Source organism: Sulfitobacter sp. CB2047 (assembly GCF_000735125.2).
Classification (GTDB): Bacteria; Pseudomonadota; Alphaproteobacteria; order Rhodobacterales; family Rhodobacteraceae; genus Sulfitobacter; species Sulfitobacter pontiacus.
The window spans coordinates 3,016,306-3,036,314 of the sequence record NZ_CP072613.1 but is presented as its reverse complement, the minus strand read 5'-3'; the positions used below and the strand labels follow the sequence as shown (position 1 = coordinate 3,036,314).

Annotated in this window: 19 protein-coding genes; 12 read left to right on the top strand and 7 right to left on the bottom strand. The window is 62.4% G+C overall.

Translation table 11 applies throughout. The features are described 5' to 3' along the window. Positions 1-13 precede the first annotated feature (13 nt). The 10 genes from phnG (at position 14) to IV89_RS14875 (ending at position 9,553) form a co-directional block, all read left to right on the top strand. Positions 14-478, top strand: a complete 465-nt coding sequence (phnG, locus tag IV89_RS14920) for a phosphonate C-P lyase system protein PhnG (protein WP_037943152.1) — start codon at positions 14-16, stop codon at positions 476-478. Then, positions 478-1,038, top strand: coding sequence for a phosphonate C-P lyase system protein PhnH (gene phnH / locus IV89_RS14915; RefSeq protein ID WP_037943153.1), 561 nt, complete (start codon positions 478-480; stop codon positions 1,036-1,038). Before phnG ends, phnH begins: the two co-directional genes overlap by 1 nt. Continuing rightward, positions 1,038-2,186 carry a carbon-phosphorus lyase complex subunit PhnI gene (locus tag IV89_RS14910; RefSeq protein ID WP_037943154.1) on the top strand — a complete coding sequence of 383 codons (1,149 nt, stop codon included), beginning with the start codon at positions 1,038-1,040 and terminating at the stop codon, positions 2,184-2,186. The genes phnH and IV89_RS14910 overlap by 1 nt, the downstream gene beginning before the upstream one ends. Further along, positions 2,183-3,052, top strand: a complete 870-nt coding sequence (locus IV89_RS14905; RefSeq protein WP_037943155.1) for an alpha-D-ribose 1-methylphosphonate 5-phosphate C-P-lyase PhnJ — start codon at positions 2,183-2,185, stop codon at positions 3,050-3,052. Before IV89_RS14910 ends, IV89_RS14905 begins: the two co-directional genes overlap by 4 nt. Next, positions 3,049-3,819, top strand: coding sequence for a phosphonate C-P lyase system protein PhnK (gene phnK / locus IV89_RS14900; protein WP_005851310.1), 771 nt, complete (start codon positions 3,049-3,051; stop codon positions 3,817-3,819). The genes IV89_RS14905 and phnK overlap by 4 nt, the downstream gene beginning before the upstream one ends. Positions 3,820-3,824: 5 nt before the next feature. Beyond that, on the top strand, positions 3,825-4,508 hold the full coding sequence (gene phnL, locus IV89_RS14895; protein WP_037944895.1) for a phosphonate C-P lyase system protein PhnL: 684 nt from the start codon (positions 3,825-3,827) through the stop codon (positions 4,506-4,508). Beyond that, a complete protein-coding gene (gene phnN, locus IV89_RS14890; RefSeq protein WP_037943156.1) occupies positions 4,505-5,080 on the top strand; it encodes a phosphonate metabolism protein/1,5-bisphosphokinase (PRPP-forming) PhnN in 576 nt (191 codons plus the stop codon). Before phnL ends, phnN begins: the two co-directional genes overlap by 4 nt. Then, the gene (locus IV89_RS14885; RefSeq protein WP_037943159.1) at positions 5,077-6,219 is read left to right on the top strand and encodes an alpha-D-ribose 1-methylphosphonate 5-triphosphate diphosphatase; all 1,143 of its coding nucleotides are present in this window, start codon (positions 5,077-5,079) and stop codon (positions 6,217-6,219) included. The genes phnN and IV89_RS14885 overlap by 4 nt, the downstream gene beginning before the upstream one ends. 181 nt (positions 6,220-6,400) lie before the next feature. Continuing rightward, positions 6,401-7,450 carry a molybdopterin-synthase adenylyltransferase MoeB gene (gene moeB, locus IV89_RS14880; RefSeq protein ID WP_037943162.1) on the top strand — a complete coding sequence of 350 codons (1,050 nt, stop codon included), beginning with the start codon at positions 6,401-6,403 and terminating at the stop codon, positions 7,448-7,450. A gap of 87 nt (positions 7,451-7,537) precedes the next feature. Beyond that, positions 7,538-9,553 (top strand): M3 family metallopeptidase, encoded by a 2,016-nt coding sequence (locus IV89_RS14875; protein WP_037943164.1) that lies wholly within the window; start codon positions 7,538-7,540, stop codon positions 9,551-9,553. A gap of 114 nt (positions 9,554-9,667) precedes the next feature. On the opposite strand, the gene IV89_RS14870 is transcribed toward IV89_RS14875, so the two are convergent. The 6 genes from IV89_RS14870 to IV89_RS14845 form a co-directional block, all read right to left on the bottom strand. Next, positions 9,668-10,600, bottom strand: coding sequence for a glyoxylate/hydroxypyruvate reductase A (locus IV89_RS14870; protein WP_037943165.1), 933 nt, complete (start codon positions 10,598-10,600; stop codon positions 9,668-9,670). A gap of 7 nt (positions 10,601-10,607) precedes the next feature. Then, positions 10,608-11,747, bottom strand: coding sequence for a rod shape-determining protein RodA (gene rodA, locus IV89_RS14865; protein WP_037943167.1), 1,140 nt, complete (start codon positions 11,745-11,747; stop codon positions 10,608-10,610). Next, on the bottom strand, positions 11,744-13,687 hold the full coding sequence (mrdA, locus tag IV89_RS14860; protein WP_037943168.1) for a penicillin-binding protein 2: 1,944 nt from the start codon (positions 13,685-13,687) through the stop codon (positions 11,744-11,746). Before mrdA ends, rodA begins: the two co-directional genes overlap by 4 nt. 10 nt (positions 13,688-13,697) lie before the next feature. Next, positions 13,698-14,333 (bottom strand): hypothetical protein, encoded by a 636-nt coding sequence (locus IV89_RS14855; protein ID WP_005851327.1) that lies wholly within the window; start codon positions 14,331-14,333, stop codon positions 13,698-13,700. Beyond that, the gene (gene mreC, locus IV89_RS14850; protein ID WP_005851329.1) at positions 14,330-15,235 is read right to left on the bottom strand and encodes a rod shape-determining protein MreC; all 906 of its coding nucleotides are present in this window, start codon (positions 15,233-15,235) and stop codon (positions 14,330-14,332) included. The genes IV89_RS14855 and mreC overlap by 4 nt, the downstream gene beginning before the upstream one ends. A 69-nt stretch (positions 15,236-15,304) precedes the next feature. Beyond that, positions 15,305-16,351, bottom strand: a complete 1,047-nt coding sequence (locus IV89_RS14845) for a rod shape-determining protein (RefSeq protein ID WP_037944896.1) — start codon at positions 16,349-16,351, stop codon at positions 15,305-15,307. A 174-nt stretch (positions 16,352-16,525) separates the two neighbouring features. Here IV89_RS14845 and IV89_RS14840 point away from each other — a divergent pair, with 174 nt between their 5' ends. Then, on the top strand, positions 16,526-17,110 hold the full coding sequence (locus IV89_RS14840; RefSeq protein WP_037943171.1) for a VOC family protein: 585 nt from the start codon (positions 16,526-16,528) through the stop codon (positions 17,108-17,110). A 145-nt stretch (positions 17,111-17,255) separates the two neighbouring features. Continuing rightward, complete coding sequence (locus IV89_RS14835) at positions 17,256-18,119, top strand: porin (protein ID WP_037943172.1); 864 nt, start codon at positions 17,256-17,258, stop codon at positions 18,117-18,119. A gap of 82 nt (positions 18,120-18,201) precedes the next feature. Here the strand turns inward: IV89_RS14835 and IV89_RS14830 are convergent, their stop codons facing one another. Then, positions 18,202-19,773 carry a 2-isopropylmalate synthase gene (locus IV89_RS14830; RefSeq protein ID WP_037943173.1) on the bottom strand — a complete coding sequence of 524 codons (1,572 nt, stop codon included), beginning with the start codon at positions 19,771-19,773 and terminating at the stop codon, positions 18,202-18,204. Positions 19,774-20,009: the final 236 nt, after the last annotated feature.

Here is a 20,009-nt window from a genome sequence, read left to right as displayed (position 1 = left end):
AAAAGGTGTCTAGATGAATATGATGAACTCAGAAATCGACCCTCATGCGCGGCGTAAGGCATGGTTGGGTCTGCTTGCCAAATCCCCCGCCGCCGAGGTCGCGCTCCTTTGGGCCGCCTATGGCACCCACCCTGATCACAGCATTCTGCGCGCGCCGGAAATCGGCGGCGTAATGGTGCGCGGTCGGGCAGGGGCCGTCGGTGCCGCGTTCAACCTTGGCGAGATGTCCGTCACCCGTGCGTCTGTCAAGCTGGGCTGCGGTACGGTGGGTCACGGCTATGTGCAGGGCCGCAGCAAGGATCACGCGCTGCAGACGGCGCTGATTGACGCGCTGATGCAAACCGATGCGGCGACGCAGATAGAGGCCGCGATCCTCGCGCCCCTGCGCAAGGGGCGTGACACGGCCAAGGCCACCCGCGCGGCCAAGGCGGCGGCGACCAAGGTGGATTTCTTTACGATGGTACGAGGGGAAGACTGATGCAGACCCATGCTTTGGAGGGCGGCTTTACCGACGCCCCGATCGACGCCGCCCGCGCCTTTCGCGGGCTGATGACCGCGATGGCGCGCCCGGGGACGATCTGTGACGTCTCTGGGGCCACACCGCCCGCCCCGCTTGGCGCGGCGGCGGGCACCGCGATCCTGACGCTGTGTGATCCCGATACGCCAATCTATCTCGGCAGCGCTTGTGACACTCAGGATGTGCGCGATTGGATCACCTTTCAGACCGGCGCGCCCTTTGTGCCGCCCGCACAGGCGATGTTTGCCGTCGGGGCTTGGGAGGAGCTCCCGCTCTGCGAATTTGCCATCGGCACCGCCGAATATCCCGACCGCTCGGCGACGGTGGTTGTCGAGATGCCAGACCTCACGTCTCTGGGTGCGACCCTAAGCGGGCCGGGCATCAAGGATACCGCCAGCCTGTCGCTGCCGGATACTGCCGCGTTCCAACGCAACGCCGCGCTGTTCCCGCTGGGGCTGGATTTCATTTTCACCTGCGCAAACCGGCTTGCCGCGCTGCCGCGCACGACGAGGGTCCGCTGATGTATGTTGCTGTCAAAGGGGGCGAACGCGCCATCGACAACGCCCATGCCTGGCTGGCCGAGGAACGGCGCGGGGACCGTGATGTGGCGGAACTGGGGGTAGACCAGATTCGCGAGCAGATGACGCTCGCCGTTAATCGCGTGATGGCGGAAGGGTCGCTGTATGATCCCGACCTTGCCGCGCTGGCGATCAAACAATCGCGTGGTGATCTGATAGAGGCGATCTTTCTGATCCGCGCCTACCGCACCACGCTGCCGCGTTTTGGCGGCTCTAACCCGGTGGATACGGCCACCATGGCCTGCGACCGCCGCGTGTCTGCAACGTTCAAGGATGCACCCGGTGGGCAAGTGCTGGGGCCAACATTTGACTACACCCACCGTCTGCTGGACTTCAAACTCGCCGCCGATGGCGAGTTTGGCGAGATGCCGCAAACAGAGCCTAATGCAGGCGAAACGCCGCATATCATGGGGTTCCTTGATCGCGAGGATCTGATCCAGTCGGAACCCGCAGGGGCGGACACACCGGACGATCTGACCCGCAGCCCGCTGGAGCTTCCGGCGAGCCGTGCCTTGCGTTTGCAGGCTCTAACACGGGGGGATGAGGGGTTTATCCTTGGCATGGCCTATTCCACCCAACGGGGCTATGCGCGCAACCACGCCTTTGTGGCAGAGCTGCGCATCGGTGCGGTCGCGGTCGAGATGGAAATCCCCGAGCTCGGCTTTGCCATCGACATCGGCGAGATCACCCTGACCGAATGCGAAACCGTCAACCAGTTCAAAGGCTCGAAAACCGAACCGCCGCAATTCACGCGCGGCTACGGGCTGGTCTTCGGGATGACGGAGCGCAAGGCGATCTCTATGGCGCTGGTCGACCGCGCGTTGCGCTGGAAAGAACTGGGCGAGGATAACCTAGGTGCCCCCGCGCAGGACGAGGAATTCGTGCTGTATCACGCCGATAACATCCAGGCGACGGGGTTTCTGGAGCATATCAAACTGCCCCACTACGTCGACTTCCAATCCGAACTGGAGCTGATCCGCAAACTGCGCCGCGAGGCACAGGCATCAGAGCAAGCGGCGGGACAGGCCGAGGGGGAGGGCCCCTCCGGGGGGAGTTTAAAGGGCAAAATGAAGGAAGGGGTGGCGTCATGAGCGACTATAACTTCGCCTATCTGGACGAGCAGACCAAACGCATGATCCGCCGCGCTATACTGAAAGGATTGGCGATACCGGGGTATCAGGTGCCTTTTGCCAGCCGCGAGATGCCGATGCCTTATGGCTGGGGCACGGGTGGTGTGCAGGTTTCGGCAGCGGTACTGACGCCCGAGGACCGGTTCAAGGTGATCGATCAGGGGGCCGATGATACGACCAATGCAGTCTCTATCAGGCGGTTTTTCGAGAAAACGGCGGGTGTCGCCGTGACCGAGGCCACCACAGAGGCCAGCGTCATACAGACCCGTCACCGCATCCCCGAAACACCCCTGCGCGAAGATCAGATCCTTGTCTATCAGGTGCCGATCCCCGAACCCCTGCGGTTTCTTGAACCGTCAGAGGTCGAGACACGCAAGATGCACAGCCTTGAGGAATACGGATTGATGCACGTGAAACTTTACGAAGACATCAGCCAGCACGGCGCGATTGCCACGGCCTATGCCTATCCGGTGAAGGTCGAGGGGCGCTATGTCATGGACCCGTCCCCGATCCCCAAGTTCGATAACCCCAAGCTCGAGATGGCCGGTATCCAACTGTTCGGCGCAGGCCGCGAACAGCGCATCTATGCGGTGCCGCCCTATACGCAGGTGGTCAGTCTGGACTTCGACGATTATCCGTTCGAGCCGAGCAAGGCGGATCATGCCTGTGACCTATGCGGCGCGACGGACAGCTATCTGGACGAGTTGATCATGGATGACGCCGGCGGGCGGATGTTCATGTGTTCGGATACGGATTACTGCGGCGCGCGGCGTGCGGCAGGGCATCTGGGTGCGCAGGGCGCCCCCTTGGCGGAGGACGCGGCATGACCCCTTTGTTGCAAGTGGAAGGCATCGCCAAGATGTACGGCGCACGAATCGGCTGTACCGACGTGTCGTTTGATCTTTATCCGGGCGAGGTGATGGGCATCGTCGGGGAAAGCGGGTCGGGCAAGTCGACGCTTCTGAACTGTTTGGCAGGGCATTTGCAGCCCGACGCCGGGGCCGTCCGTTTCGACACCCGCGCCGAGGGCCTGCGCGATACGGTCACGATGAGCGAGCCTGAACGCCGCATGTTGTCGCGCACCGACTGGGCCTTTGTGCATCAGCACGCCCGCGACGGGTTGCGCATGAATGTCAGCGCAGGCGGCAATGTGGGCGAGCGGCTGATGGCCGTGAACGCCCGCCATTACGGAGACATCCGCGACAAGGCGATCGACTGGCTGGGCCGCGTCGAGATCAGCGCCGACCGCATTGATGACCGGCCCACGGCGTTCTCTGGCGGTATGCAGCAGCGCTTGCAGATCGCGCGCAATCTGGTGACAGGCCCGCGGTTGGTGTTCATGGATGAACCCACGGGGGGTCTGGATGTCAGCGTGCAGGCACGGTTGTTGGACCTGCTGCGGGGTCTCGTGCGCGAGATGGGGTTGAGCGCCATCATCGTCACCCATGATCTGGCTGTGGTGCGTTTGCTGGCCGACCGGCTGATGGTCATGAAAGACGGCCATGTGATCGAAAGCGGGCTGACCGATCAGGTGCTCGACGATCCGCAGCATGCCTATACGCAGCTTCTTGTTTCCTCTGTCCTACAGGTATGAACCCGATGATTACTGTTGAAAACGTGTCGAAATCTTTTGTGTTGCACAATCAGGGGGCTGCCGAAATCTCTGTTATGGCGGGGGCGTCGCTGTCGGTGGCACAGGGGGAGTGTATCGCTTTGGTCGGGGCGTCAGGCGCAGGTAAATCGACCCTGATGCGGATGATTTACGGCAATTACCTGACCCAGTCGGGGCGCATTATGGTGGGCGATCTGGATGTCGTGACCGCGGCACCAAGGCAGGTGATCCAGCTGCGCCGCACCACATTGGGCTATGTCAGCCAGTTCCTGCGGGTTGTGCCACGGGTATCGACGCTGGACGTGGTGGCAGAGCCGCTGATGGCCACCGGATCTGATCGCGCCAGTGCCGAAGCGCAGGCGAAAACCCTGTTGCAGAGACTGAATATACCTGAACGTCTGTGGCAGCTGAGCCCCACGACCTTCTCGGGCGGAGAGCAGCAGCGCGTCAATATCGCACGTGGTTTTGCCTATCCCTATCCCGCGCTATTGCTGGATGAACCGACCGCCAGCCTTGATCCCGTGAACCGCGCCACCGTGCTAAAGATGATCGCCGAGGCGAAGGCGCGTGGCGCTGCCATCATCGGGATTTTTCACGACCACGCCGCGCGCGACGAAATTTGCGACCGGCAGTTTGACGTGACCCGGTTCACCCCGGGGATGGCCGCATGACGGGGCGGTTTATTGCAGTCGTCGGGCCTTCTGGTGTGGGGAAAGACAGCGTAATGGAGGGGCTGGCCGCTGCGGACCCGACGCTTTGCCTTGCGCGGCGCGTGATCTCGCGGCCCGCAACCCTTGGCGGAGAAGCATTCGACGGCGTATCGGAGCGTGCTTTCAGGAAGGCAGAGGATGACGGCGCGTTTATCCTCAGCTGGCATGCGCATGGCTGGCACTACGGCATCCCGCAGTCCGTCGCGCTGGAGGTGGCGCAGGGGCGCGATGTGCTGGTGAACCTGTCACGGGCCGTCCTGCCACAGGCACAGGCTCTCTTTGCGCGGTTTTGCGTGATCTTGCTGCGAGCGGATCATGACATCCTCTCCGCCCGTCTGACGGCGCGCAACCGCGAGGACGCCGCCGAGATAGAGCGCCGCCTGGCCCGTGCGGATTTCGCCATGCCCCTCGGTATTCCCCATCAGGTGATCGACAACAGCGGCCCCTTGGCGCAGACCATTGCCACGATACGCCAGCACCTTTCCCAGACAGCCTGCGACGCTGGCCAGTCCAATCAGAAGATAATGCCATGACCCAAGAGACAATTTTCGCCAACGCCCGCCTGATCCTGCGGGATCGCGTCGAAACCGGAACGCTCCGCATCGCAGACGGGGTAATCACCGACATCGATTTCGGCACCGCCGTGCCCAAAGGCGCGCAGGACATGCAGGGCGACTACATCGCGCCCGGTCTGGTCGAACTGCACACCGATAATCTGGAACGGCATATGTCGCCGCGCCCCAAGGTCGACTGGCCGCACCGCGCGGCCATCCTCGCCCATGACCGTGAACTGGCGGGCACCGGCATCACCACCGTGTTCGATGCGATCCGCGTCGGTTCGATGATCTCGGCCGAGCACCAGTACCAGAGATATGCGCGCGGCATGGTCGATACCATTCTGGCGATGCGCGCCGCCGGAGCCCTGCGGATCAGCCACCACATCCACCTGCGGGCCGAGATCTGTTCGGAAACGCTGGCCGAAGAGCTGGCTGAATTCGGCCCAGAGGATCGCGTTGGCATCGTCTCGATGATGGACCACACGCCGGGTCAGCGTCAGTTTCGCGATCTGTCGAAATTCGAGGCTTACGTGCGCGGCAAACACAGCTTTGATGCCGCCGCCTTCCAGCGTCATGTGGACACTCTGTACGATGTGCAAAAGCAATATGGCAAAACCCACGAGGCCGCGACCGTTGCGGCAGCCACCCGATATGGCGCAGCGCTTGCCAGCCACGACGACACCACCGCAGAGCAGGTCGAGACGAGCCACCGCTACGGCGTCCGGCTTGCCGAGTTTCCCACCACGATCGAGGCGGCGCATAGCTGTCATGCCAATGGGATCGCGACCATCATGGGCGCGCCCAACGTCATTCGCGGCGGGTCGCATTCGGGCAATGTCGCCGCCCTTGATCTGGCGAAGGCGGACCGGCTGGATATCCTGTCGTCCGACTACGTGCCCGCGGGCCTGTTGATCGCGGCATTGCAACTGGGGGATCTGTGGGGGGATCTGGCGCGCGGGCTGGCGACGGTCACCCACGCGCCTGCACAAAGCGTGGGGCTGACGGACCGCGGCACGATAGAGGTCGGCGCACGCGGCGATGTGATCCGGTTTGCGCGGCTCGATGCCTTGCCGATCCTGCGCGAGACATGGGTCGAAGGGCAGCGCGTCTTTTGACCTGATGCAGCGGCGCGACGCTTGCGGCGCTCTGGCGGGCGGGGCGTAGCTTTGGGGTTGGTGTCGGCGGAAAAATGCTTAGGTTGCCGCTTTAGGGTCTGAACACCCGGAAACAAAGCGGGGGCCTTATGCGCCAATCATTAATGCAACCACATCCCCATGTCACAGGCGGAGGCGTCTGATGCTGTTGGTGCTGGGACTGGCCGCGTTGATCTGGGGCGCGGGGGCTGCGTTCGGCCAGCCGCGTGAACGGCGCGTCGTGGTGTTGGGCATGCTGTTTGGTCTGGTGATCGGGTTGAACCTCTTGCTGCCCCAAGCGCACCCCTTGCGCGTGGCGACGGGTGGCTCGGCAGCCCCGTGGCTGCTGCTGACGGGATTTCTGCTGCTGATCTTTGGCTATAGCTGGGTGTTGAACCGCCTGCGCGCCCGCGCCGAACCGGTGGCCGCACCGACGCCCGCCGCGCAAACTGGCACTTTCTCGGAAACGGAGCTGAACCGCTATGCCCGCCACATCGTGCTGCGCGAGGTTGGTGGACCGGGCCAAAAGGCGCTAAAGCAGGCGCGGGTGCTGGTCATTGGCGCGGGTGGGCTTGGCGCGCCGGTGCTGCAATACCTGACGGCGGCCGGTGTCGGCACGATTGGTGTGATCGACGATGACGTGGTCGAGAATGCCAATCTGCAACGACAAGTGATCCACAAAGACAGCGCCATCGGCACGCCCAAGGTCTTTTCAGCGCAGGCCGAGATGGAGGCGCAGAACCCTTTTGTCACCGTGCGCCCCTATCACCGCCGCCTGACGGAAGACATCGCGGCAGAGCTTTTCACCGACTACGATCTGGTGCTGGACGGCACGGATAATTTCGACACGCGCTATCTGGTGAACCGCACCTGTGTCGCGGCCGGTTTGCCGCTGATCTCGGGGGCGCTGTCGCAATGGGAAGGACAGCTGAGCATCTTTGACCCCTCCAAGGGCGCGCCATGCTACCAGTGCATTTTCCCGCAGGCCCCGGCGGCCCATCTTGCCCCCAGCTGTGCGCAGGCCGGGGTGATCGGCCCCTTGCCCGGCGTGATCGGCGCGATGATGGCATCCGAGGCGATCAAGCTGATCACCGGTGCCGGTGCGCCGCTGCGTGGTCAAATGCTGATGTATGATGCGCTCTACGGCGAGAACCGCGTGATCGGCGTCTCCAAACGCGACGACTGTCCGATCTGCGGGAACGCGGGCGACTAGACGACCCGCCATGGCGGCTTTGCGCGCGGGTATTGCGATTGTATTGCCCCGCCGCAGTGCATAGCTTGATCCGTAAAGGAGACCGCCATGACAAACCCTTTGCTACAGGATTGGGACACCCCGTTTCAGATCGCCCCTTTCGACAAGATTTCCGACGATGATTTCGCCCCCGCGCTGGACGAGGCCCTGCAGACGCACCGGATGGAGATCGACGCCATCGCCGACTGCGAATATGATCCGACGTTTTCCAACACGATCGAGGCGCTCGAGGAAGCAGGCAGCCAGCTGGACCGCGTGTTGGGCGTGTTCTTCACCGTCGCAGGGGCCGACAGCAACCCCACGCGCGAAGACCTGCAGCGCAAATTCTCGCCGCTGCTGTCTGCGCATTTCTCTGACATCTCAAGCAACAAGGCGCTGTTTGCGCGCGTGGCCTCCGTCTGGGAAAATCGCGACAGCTTCGATCTGACGCCCGAACAGGCACGGGTGTTGATGCTGACCCACCGCGGCTTTGTGCGCGCAGGCGCGGCGCTGGAGGGTGCGGATGATGCGCGGATGAAAGAGATCAAGAACCGGCTGGCGGTGTTGGGGACACAGTTCACCCAGAACCTGCTGGCGGATGAACGCAGCTGGTTCATGCCGTTGGAGGAATCCGATCTGGAAGGGCTGCCCGACTTTGTCATCGATGCCGCCCGTGCGGCGGGCGAGGAGAAAGAGGCAGGCGCGCCGGTCATTACCCTTTCGCGGTCTTTGATCACACCGTTCCTGCAATTCTCGCCGCGCCGCGATCTGCGCGAAAAGGCGTTTCTCGCTTGGCAGTCCCGTGGGGCCAATGGCGGCGAGACCGATAACCGCGCCATCGCTGCCGAGATCCTCGCCCTGCGCGAGGAACGGGCCAAGCTTCTGGGCTATGACAATTTCGCGGCTTACAAGCTGGAAACAGAGATGGCGAAAACACCCAAAGCGGTGCGCCAGCTGCTGATGGATGTCTGGACCCCGGCAAAGCGCCAAGCGCAGGCGGACGCCGAGGTGCTGACCCGTATGATGCATGACGATGGCGTGAACGCCGATCTGGCCCCGTGGGACTGGCGCTACTATGCGCAGAAACGGCGCGTGGCAGAGCATGATCTGGATGAAGCCGCGTTGAAACCGTATTTCCAGCTGGACCGGATGATCGACGCGGCCTTCGACTGCGCCACGCGGTTGTTCGCTCTCGAATTCAAGCCCCTCGACGTACCGCTTTATCACCCCGATTGTCGCGCGTGGGAGGTGACCCGCAACGGCGAACATGTGGCCGTGTTCATCGGTGACTACTTTGCACGCGGATCGAAACGGTCGGGCGCGTGGTGCAGCGCCATGCGGTCTCAGGCGAAATTCCCCGACGTGCAGTCGCCCGTCGTGATCAACGTGTGCAACTTTGCCAAAGCCGCGCCCGCGCTGCTGTCCTATGACGATGCGCGCACGCTGTTTCATGAATTTGGCCATGCGCTGCACCAGATGCTGTCGGATGTGACCTACGAATCCGTGAGCGGCACATCGGTCGCGCGTGACTTTGTCGAACTGCCCAGCCAGTTGTTCGAACATTGGCTCGAAGTGCCCGACGTGCTCAGCCAATTTGCCACCCATGCCAGAACAGGCGACCCCATGCCGCCCGAGATGTTGGAAAAGGTGCTGGGGGCCGCGAATTTCGACATGGGGTTCGCCACGGTCGAATATGTCGCCTCTGCGCTGGTCGACCTCGAATTCCACGACGGTGCGGCGCCTGCCGATCCGATGGAGAAACAGGCGCAGGTACTGGCCGGTCTGGGCATGCCGCCCGCAATTACCATGCGCCACGCCACGCCGCAGTTTGCCCATGTCTTTTCCGGCGACGGCTATTCCAGCGGCTACTACAGCTACATGTGGTCCGAGGTGATGGACGCAGACGCCTTCGCCGCCTTTGAAGAGGCCGGCAGCGCCTTTGATCCCGACCGCGCCGCCGCGCTAGAGCAGCACATCCTGTCCACCGGCGGCAGTCAGGACGCGGCGGAACTGTACAAGGCGTTCCGTGGCCGGTTGCCGGGGGTAGAGGCTTTGCTGAAGGGGCGCGGCCTGACAGCAGGCTGAGCGCCCGCGGCCGGCCTGCCTTCGGCGAGAGTTTAAGAGGCAAAATGAAGGGGCGCACGGTTGCAGCTTCATTTTGCCAAATAAACTCAAATTCTGACCTCGATACGGGGCGGGTCAGTAGCCTTTGGCGCGATCCACCAGATGCAGGAAATCCTCGCCTGCTTCGCCGCGGCGGATGTTTTCGACGATGGCCTGTGCAGCGGTTGTCGCGCGGGTTTCAGCGGCGATGTGGGGCGTGACGGTGACCTTGGGATGTGCCCAATAGGGGTGGTCTGCGGGCAAGGGCTCGACACGGAACACATCCAGCGTGGCATGGGCGATCCGGCCGCTGTCGAGCGCTGCCAGCAGCGCGTCGTCATCAATCAGCGCGCCGCGGCCCGGGTTGATGATACAGGCACCAGCGGGCATTTGCGTCAGCGACTCGGCATTCAGCGTGTTTTCGGTATCGGGCGTGTTGGGCAGCAGCAGCACAGCGATCTCGGCACGGCGCAGGGCATCTGCGCGTCCGGCGTCCCCATGCAGGCAGGTGACGCCCGTGATGTCCTTGGGGCTGCGCGACCAACCGGTGACGTTGAACCCCAGATAGAGCAGAGTTTCCGCCACCGCCGCGCCCAAGGCCCCCAGCCCCAGAATGGTGACCTGTCGTTCCTGTGCCAGCGGTGGGGTGCGCGGGGTCCAATCGGTGTCCGTTTTGCGAATGTCCGTGTCCAGCCCCAGATGATAGCGCATCACATGGCCCGTGACCCATTCCACCATCCCCTTGGTCAGCCCCGGGTCCACCATCCGCGCCAGAGGGATCTTCAGCGTCTGGTTATTGGTGATGTTTTCCACCCCCGCCCAGAGGTTCAGCACCGCCTTGGCCCGCGTATAGGGCGTGAAATCCTGCAAGGGGCTGTTGGGGGCATAGACGATGTAGTCCACGTCTTGCGGGGCGATATCCGTTGATAGGTGACCCGCGATCCCCGCGGCATCAAGCGCTTGGCGCAGCGGCGTTTCATACGTCACCCAGCGTTCGGGGCGCGCGGCGAAAAGGATATTGAGAGGCATGGGCTTCCTATCTGGGGCGGTGGACATGGGCCGATTGTACAAGGCCAAAAGCCAGCAGCAACACCAGCATCGCCGACCCGCCGTAGCTGACCAGCGGCAAGGGGACACCGACAACGGGCGCCAGCCCCATCACCATCGACATGTTCACCGCGAAGAACAAAAAGAAGTTCAGCGCGATGCCAAGGGTCAGCAGCGACGAGAAACGGTCCTTGTTGATCAGCGCCGCCGCGACGCAGAAGACGATGATCAGCGCATAGAGACCCAGCAGGGAGAACCCGCCGACAAAGCCGAACTCCTCGGCCAGGGTGGTAAAGATGAAGTCGGTGTGTTTCTCGGGCAGGAAGTTCAGGCGCGACTGGGTGCCTTGCATGAACCCGCGCCCCGTCCAGCCGCCGGAGCCGAGCGCGATCTTGGATTGTGTGATGTGATACCCTGCGCCCAACGGGTCGGTGCTGGGATCGATAAACGTGTCGATGCGCCGGAACTGGTAATCCTTGATCAGCTGCCACGGCGTGCCGCGGGACTGGAACACCGCCGTCACCAGTCCGACGGCTCCGGTGATGACCACGGCGAAATAGCCCCAGTGCACACCGGCCAGAAACATCAGCCCGCCGCCCGCTGCCATCAGCAGGATCGCGGTGCCCAGGTCGGGCTGTTTCAGCACCAGCGCCGTGGGGATCAGGATCAGCAGCACCGGCAGCAGCACCCAAAGCGGGCGCGAGGTTTTCTTGGGCGGGAGCCAGTCGTAATAGGCCGCCAGCATCATCACCAACGTGATCTTCATCAGCTCGGAGGGTTGCAGGCGAAACGATCCGAGCTCGATCCAGCGCTGCGCGCCCATACCGACAGCGCCGAAAAGCTCTACCCCGATCAGCAGGATTACGGTCCCGAAATAGGCCACGCCTGCAAGGTTTCGCCAAAGCCAGATCGGCACCATCCCCGCGGCGATCATCAGCGCGATGCCAAGGGCAAAGCGTTTCATCTGCGGTTCGGCCCAGGGGGTAAAGCTGCCACCGGCCACGGAGTAGAGCATCAGGAACCCCACCCCCGAAACAGCGGCCAGCAGGATGGTCAGCGGCCAGTTCAGGTGCAGGATCTTGGCAAAGCCCGTGGGGACATGTTTGACCGTATATTCAAGGTAGCTCATGCTTGGTCTTTCCCGCTGAAGTCCGCTTGCGGCTGGATCGCGCGCAGGGCTTTTTGCTGCTCGGCGATGCGGCCGCGGTCGGCGGTGGGGTAGGCCTCTAGCGGTGGTTCGCCGCCATAGATCGCTTGCAGTATGACATCGCGGGCGATGGGGGCCGCTGCGGTCGATCCGCCGCCGCCGTGTTCCACCAGCACCGATACCGCATAGCGTGGCTTGTCATAGGGGGCGAAGGCGACAAACAGCGCGTGGTCGCGGCGTTCCCAGGGCAGGTCCTCGTTGCGGCTGACCCCGCGCGCGCGTTCGGCCGCGGTGATGTTGCGCACCTGGCTGGTGCCGCTTTTGCCGGCCATGCGCACACCCTCGGCGATGACGCGCGACCGGTAGCCGGTGCCGCGTCGGTCGTTTACCACCGAATACATGCCCTTGCGCACTTGCCGCATGTTGTTTTCGTTCATGCCCAAAGGCTCGCCCGCGCCGCTGGGTTGTTCGACACCGTCAATCGATTTGATCAGTCGCGGGACCACGGCGCGGTTGGTGGCGATGCGCGCGGTCATCACCGCCAGTTGCAGCGGCGAACTGAGGGTGAAGCCTTGCCCGATAGAAGCATTAACCGTATCGCCGATCACCCATGAATCGCCCTTGGTCGCTTGCTTCCACTCTTTCGTGGGGGCCAGACCGGCGGCGACGGAGGACAGCGGCAGGTCGTGTTTCCAGCCCAGACCAAAGCGGTTCGCCATGGCCGAGATTTTCTCGATCCCGACTTTCATCGCCAGATCATAGTAATAGACGTCGCAGGATTGCTTGAGCGAGTTCTCAAGGTCGATCCAGCCGTGGCCTGCGCGTTTCCAGCAGTGGAAACGGCGACCGCCGACCTCTAGGTGGCCGGGGCAATAGACGGTTTCTTCGGGGCCGACGATACCCTCTTCGAGGGCGGCCATGGCCACGACCATCTTGTAGGTCGATCCGGGCGGGTAGGTGCCCTGCACGGTCTTGTTGACCAGCGGGCGGTATTCCGATTGCAGCAGCGGGTTATAATCGGCCGAGGATATCCCCCCGATGAACAGGTTCGGGTCGTAGCTGGGCGAAGACGCATTGGCGACCAGATCGCCGTTATCGCAATCCATGATCACGACGGCGGCGCTTTCGCTTCCCAGACGGGCCTGCACAAAGTTCTGCAGCTTGGAATCGATGGTAAGTTGCAGATCCGCCCCCGATTGCCCTTCGCGGCGGGCTAGTTCGCGCATCACACGGCCGGTGGCGTTGACCTCGACCTGTTTGGTGCCGGCAGAGCCGCGCAACAGGGATTCCTGTCGGGCCTCGACGTTGATCTTGCCGATCTGGAACCGGGGGATGCGCAGCACCGCATCGGGGTTTTCCAGCGCATCCAGATCGGCTTGGCTCACGCGGCCCACACGGCCGACGATATGCGCAAAGTCCGACCCACGGGGATAGACACGGGTCAGGCCGACCTCTGGGCTGACACCGGGCAAGGCGGGGGCGTTGACCGACACGCGGCTTACCTCGTCCCATGTCACATCATCGGCGACGGTCACCGGCAGGAACGGGGCGGAGCGTTTGATCTCGGCCATCGCGCGGTCGCGCATTTCGGGATCAAGGTCGATGACCTTGCCCAGCCGGTCCATCACCGCATCCACATCATCGGCATCCTCGCGCACGATCACGATCCGGTACGACGGCACGTTTTGCGCCAACCGCACGCCGTTGCGGTCAAAGATTTCGCCTCGTGCAGGCGGGATCAACCGGATGTTGATCCGGTTCTCTTCGGCCAGCAGGCGGAACTGGTCAGCCTGATCGACCTGCAAGTAATTCATCCGCGCGGCCAGACCGCCCATGAACAGCAGCTGCGCGCTGCCCAGCAAAACAGCGCGGCGGCTGAGCTTGGAGTGGCTGGCTTCGCTATCGGCCCTGCTGCGTCTCATCTTGGTCTCCTCATGAGCGGTTGCCCATACTGTCCAGATCGCCGGGGGCGGATTTGCGCACGCCCATCAGCGCATGGGTCACAAACACCACAGCCGGATAGGTCAGGATCGTGACGGCCAGTTCAAACAGGCTCAGCGACCATTGTGGCGGTGGGACCAGCAGCAACGATAGCACGATCCGGTTCAGCATCAAAATAGCGATCAGCCATACGGAGACCGCCAGCCATTCCGCGCCAAAGGTGCTGTCGCGCAGGGTGCGACCACGGGTTTTCATATTCTCGCATGCCAGCAACGCCAGCAGCGCCCAGAGGCCGGGCGGGCGTTGCAGCAACAGGTCCGTCAGCAGGAAGGCGACGGCAAGCAGCAGGGCGGGGACATAGTCGGGCCGCCGCACAGACCACGCCAGCGCAAAGGCGATCAGCAGGTCGGGGGCGATCCAGATGCGGTCGCTGCCCTGGTCCAGCAGGGCCCGCAGACGCGCCTCTGCGGGGTCGATGGTGGCCAGTGGGGGCGACAGCTCGGGCGCGAACAGCGCGATCGGCTGGGTATCAAGCGGCAGCAGATGGAAGAACAGCAGCACCACCGTCAGCGCCAGAAACGCCGCGCGCATCAGCCACAATCGCAGGGGCGACAGTTCGTCCATCATTCGGTCGCAGGATCAAAGGGCAGGGGCGCGATCATGCCCGTGGCGTCATCCCGCACCACGGCCGCATCCTCGTTCACTTTTTCGGAGCCGTGGTGGCGCAGCACGCGCAGGAATTCGAGCCGCTCGAAATCCGCCGCAAGACGCACGCGCAGCCGCCCGCCGGGGTCGGCGGCGACCTGACCGATCAGGATACCCGCAGGAAACACGCCGCCATCGCCAGAGCTGCTGACCCGATCACCGGGACGCACGAGGTCGGGGTTCTCGAGAAAATCAATCGGTGGCGCGGCGGAGTTGTCGCCCGCAATAATCGCCCGCTGCCCCGACGGCTGGATCACCGCCGGTATGCGGCTAGAGGTATCGGTCACCAGAATGACGCGCGCGGTGTTTTCGCCCACGCCGGAAATGCGCCCTACCAGCCCGATGCCGTCCACCGTGGCCCAGCCATCGACAATGCCGTCACGGGCCCCGACGTTCAGCAGCACAGATTGGCGGAAGGGCGAACCGGAGTCCGCCTGCACCACACCGGTAATATGGGTCAAACGCGGATCAAGCCGCACCTTGTTCAGGTCCAGCAAACGGGCGTTTTCCTGTTCAAGTTGTAGCGCGGCCTCTTTCCAGGTCTGCATCTTGCGCAGCTCGGACCGCAGTTCCTGGTTCTGCACGGTCAGACGTTGATAGCTTTGGAAATCGCGGAACAGGTTCACCGTGCCGGTAACAGGGGCCATCGCCCAATCCAGATTGGGGACGATCCGGTCGGTGATCTGCGCGCGAAACCGTTCGACACGGGGGCTGTCGATCCGCCACAGCAGAAAGATGCCCGCCAGCACCAGCACGATGACGGCCAGCAGCAAGCGGCGCAGCGGGCGCCCAAAATCGTTCGAAGAGGATCGGTCGATGGCCATGCGTTATACGTTTCCCACCGCGAGGGCAGCGCCGTCCTGCCGCATCCCGGGCTGTTATAGCTGCGCTGATTAGCTGTCGTAGTCGATGGCGTGGCGCAGCTGCTTTTCATACTCCAGCGCTTTGCCGGTGCCCAAGGCCACGCAGTTCAACGGTTCATCCGCCACGGAAATGGCCAGCCCGGTCTGTTCGCGCAGCGCCAGATCCAGATCGCCCAGCAAGGCACCGCCACCGGTCAGCATGACGCCACGGTCCACGATGTCAGCCGCCAGATCGGGCGGGGTGGTTTCCAGCGCGGTCATCACCGCCTCGCAGATCTGCTGCACGGGCTCGGCCAGCGCTTCGGCGATCTGCGCCTGGGTCACTTCGATCTCTTTGGGGACACCATTCAGCAGGTCGCGCCCGCGGATCTGCATCGAGGTGCCGCGCCCGTCGTCGGGCATCCGTGCGGTCCCGATAGAGGTTTTCACCCGCTCGGCCGTTGTTTCACCGATCAGCAGGTTCTGCTGGCGACGCAGGTAGCTGATGATCGCCTCGTCCATACGGTCGCCGCCCACACGGACAGAGCGCGCATAGACGATATCGCCCAAGGACAGCACCGCGACCTCGGTTGTGCCACCACCTATATCGACAACCATGTTCCCGGTCGGATCGGTGATCGGCATGCCCGCCCCGATGGCCGCTGCAATCGGTTCGGCAATCAGGCCGGCGCGGCGTGCGCCCGCAGACAGCACCGACTGACGGATCGCGCGTTTTTCAACAGGCGTCGCCCCATGCGGCACGCAGACGATGATCTTGGGCTTCGAGAAGGTCGACCGTTTGTGCACCTTGCGGATGAAATGCTTGATCATCTCTTCGGCGGTGTCAAAGTCGGCAATCACGCCCTCGCGCATGGGGCGGATCGCTTCGATGCTGCCGGGGGTCCGGCCCAGCATCAACTTTGCGTCTTCGCCCACGGCCAGCACCTTTTTGACGCCGTCCTTGACGTGATAGGCGACAACCGAAGGTTCGGACAGGACGATGCCCTTGCCTTTGACATAAACCAAGGTGTTCGCGGTCCCGAGGTCGATGGCCATATCGGACGAGAACAAACCACGGAATTGATCAAAAACGGACATGGGCAGCAGGACCTTGCAAAAATTCATTTTGGCCCGTCGACTCTGACAAGTCACGGGCTAAACGGCTTATAGGCCGATGAGGTCAAAGACGAAAGGGGGGTTGACCTTTGTGGTGGCATGATGCCGCCACCGCGCTATGGTTTGCGGCAAGCCGGACAATAGGGGGAGAGAGAAATGCAGAAGATTCAAGTTATTGGTGTGCATCACATTACGCTGATGGGCGCGGACCGTCAGACCAGTATCGACTTCTGGGAGGGTCTGCTGGGCATGCCGTTCATCTTCGACCAGCCAAATCTGGACGATCCCGACGAAGGGCACCTGTATTTCGATCCCGGCGACGGCCGGTTGATCACGATCTTTACCAATGAAAACCGCAAACCCGTCTACAGTCGCACGCCGACGGATGCGGGCTGCGTGCACCATCTTGCGTTCGAGGTCGACCGCGCCATGTTTGATCAAGTGCTCGACCGGCTCAAGGAGCGGGGGATCGGCAATTCGGGCGTGAAGGATCGCGGGTTCATGCATTCGATCTACTTCAAGGATCCGCTGGGGTTCCTGATCGAACTGGCCTGCTACACCTTCATCCCGCCGCGCGGATCGTCCCACGCGGAAGTGATGCTAGAGGCGCATAAGCTGCGCGTCGCACGCGGAGATCACCATATCGAACGCCAGCATCTGGCCGATGCCACAGTGATGATCGTCGAACGCTCGCAACGGTCGCTGTCAGAGGATCGCAGCCCCAAGGATCCCTATCGCTAAAGGGCGGCGGGCAGCGGTTCAGGCGGGTCAAAAATACCACAAGTAAACGGATCGTAACGGCGGTTTCGCTTGGGTGTTGCGGGCGGATTCCGCTGCGCCTAAGAGCCATGGTACGAGCAACCTTAAATTGTGCGAAGGAACCAGCATGATCCGTAATATTTTTGTCGCCTCGCTTCTGAGCGTGACCGCAACCGCAGCTGCTGCCGAACTGACCTATGGCACGGCTTTCGCGAAATTCCACGACTTCGACGTTGACGGCGCAGGCACGATCGACGTGAAATCCTTTGGCGGCGGCATCGAGTACCGCTACGACAACTTCATCTTCTCGGGTGAGCTGTCGAACATCTCTATCGAGGGCGTTGATATCGATCTGGGCACAGTGGGCGTCGAATACGCTCTGGCCAACGGCTTTAACATCGGCCTCGACTATTCGCGTTTTGACATCGAAGGCTTCGACGCGGATGTCACCAGCCTGTTCGGGTCCTATCAGTCCGGCGCGCATACCTTTGGTGCCGCAATCGGTGATTCCTCCGATCTGGACGACATGACCTTCAGCATCTTCGCCGCTTGGGATGTTACCCCCACCGGCACCGTCGGTCTGGATCTCGTTCACATCGAAGACGAGACGCTTTACGCCGCCTATGCCGATTATGATGTCGCGCAATACAACGTACAGGCAGACCTGCTGAAACTGGATGATCTGAGCGTTGTTGCTGTCGCAGGCGGCTATGAATTCGCCAACGGCTTCTCTGCTATCGGTTCTGTTGGCTTCCTGGATCTGGGCCCCGAAGACGTGCGGTCGATCACCATCGGCGGTCAGTATGAATTCACCCCCGGTGCGAACGTAGAGCTGGCCTTGGGCCGTCTGGACTTTGACAGTGGCGAGGACGTGGACCAGCTGACTTTCGGCGTGAACTATGAACTGGGTCGCCGTACCTCCAAGCGTCGTTCGCTGGGTAACATCTTTTCAAGCGCGACCGGTACTTTTGCGGGTCTGACCGATTTCTAATCTGCGCTGACAGAACACCAGATACAGAAAAGGCCCCCGACTTCGGGGGCCTTTTTGCGTTCGTGGGGGAAGAGCGGGCGGGTTAGCCCACCACGTCTTTATAGCTGATCTCGCGCTTGTCGGTGCCGCCCTTCTCGCGGCGCACCAACAGACGGTTGAGCGCGTGTATATAGGCGCGGACCGATGCAACCACGGTGTCTGTATCCGCCGACTGACCGGTCACGATGCGGCCGTCTTCCTCGAGCCGGACAGAAACGGTGGCCTGCGCGTCGGTGCCTTCGGTCACGGCGTGCACCTGATACAATTGCAAGCGCGCGCTGTGATCGACCAGTGCCTTGATGCAGTTGAACGCGGCATCCACAGGCCCGTCACCGGTTTGCGAGGTAGAGGTTTCGGCACCATCCACCGTCAGCGACATCTCTGCCTTCTGCGGGCCTTCGGTGCCACAGACGACGGTCATGCTACCCAGCACAATGCGGTCGCTTTCAGGATCGGTGGCGGTGCGCATCAGGGCGATGAGATCGTCGTCGTAGATCTCTTTCTTGCGGTCGGCCAGTTCCTTGAAACGGACAAACACATCCTTGAGCTGGTTATCCCCCAGTTCATAGCCGAGGTTTTCCAGCTTCGAGCGCAACGCCGCACGGCCAGAGTGTTTGCCCATCACGATGTTGGTCTCGGTCAGGCCCACGTCTTCGGGGCGCATGATCTCGAATGTTTCGGCGTTCTTCAGCATGCCGTCCTGATGGATGCCGCTTTCATGCGCAAAGGCGTTCTTGCCGACGATGGCCTTGTTGAACTGCACGGCGAAGCCCGAAACAGCGGCAACGCGGCGCGAGATATTCATGATCTTGGTGCTGTCGATCCTGGTCTGGAACGGCATGATGTCATTGCGCACTTTCAGCGCCATCACGACCTCTTCCAACGCGGTGTTGCCCGCGCGTTCGCCCAAGCCGTTGATCGTACATTCGATCTGGCGCGCGCCCGCTTCGACGGCGGCAAGGCTGTTGGCGGTCGCCATGCCAAGGTCGTTGTGACAATGCGTGGCAAAGACGATCTCGTCCGCGCCGGGCACGTTTTCCAAGAGCTTGCGGATCAGATCGGCGCTTTCGCGCGGCGCGGTATAGCCGACGGTATCGGGGATGTTGATCGTGGTCGCCCCTGCCTTGATCGCGATTTCGACGACACGGTAGAGGTAATCAAGCTCGGTCCGCGTGGCGTCCATCGGCGACCATTGCACGTTGTCGCATAGGTTGCGCGCGTGGGTCACCGTTTCGTGGATGCGGTCGGCCATTTCGTCCATCGTGAGGTTCGGAATGGCGCGGTGCAGCGGCGAGGTGCCGATAAACGTGTGGATGCGGGGCTGGGCCGCATGTTTGATCGCCTCGTAGCAACGATCAATGTCGCCGAATTGTGCGCGGGCCAAGCCGCAGATGACCGAGTTCTTCGACAGCTTCGCGATTTCGCTGACGGCGGCGAAATCCCCTTCGGAGGCGATAGGGAAACCGGCCTCGATAATGTCGACGCCCATCTCGTCCAGCAGGCCCGCGATCTCGATCTTTTCGGCGTGGGTCATGGTGGCGCCGGGGGATTGTTCGCCGTCGCGCAATGTCGTGTCGAAAATCAAGACGCGGTCTTGTTGTGTGGTATCTGTCATCGTTTGGGTTCTTTCATTCTGCTGTATAAATCCGTGGCGCGCGGCACATCCCTCTGAGCGGGCGCGCCGGATGGCACGCTCAGAGGCGGATTAGCAGCAGTAGGTTGGCACGCAGGAAAGTCGCGCAGCGGCGCGGCAGGATCGCAATATGATCGGCGTGTGTCATGGCGACAAGTTATACCCGTGCATTCGCAAATGGGAAGGGTTTTTCTGCGCCCTTTTTTCCGCGCTTGAAG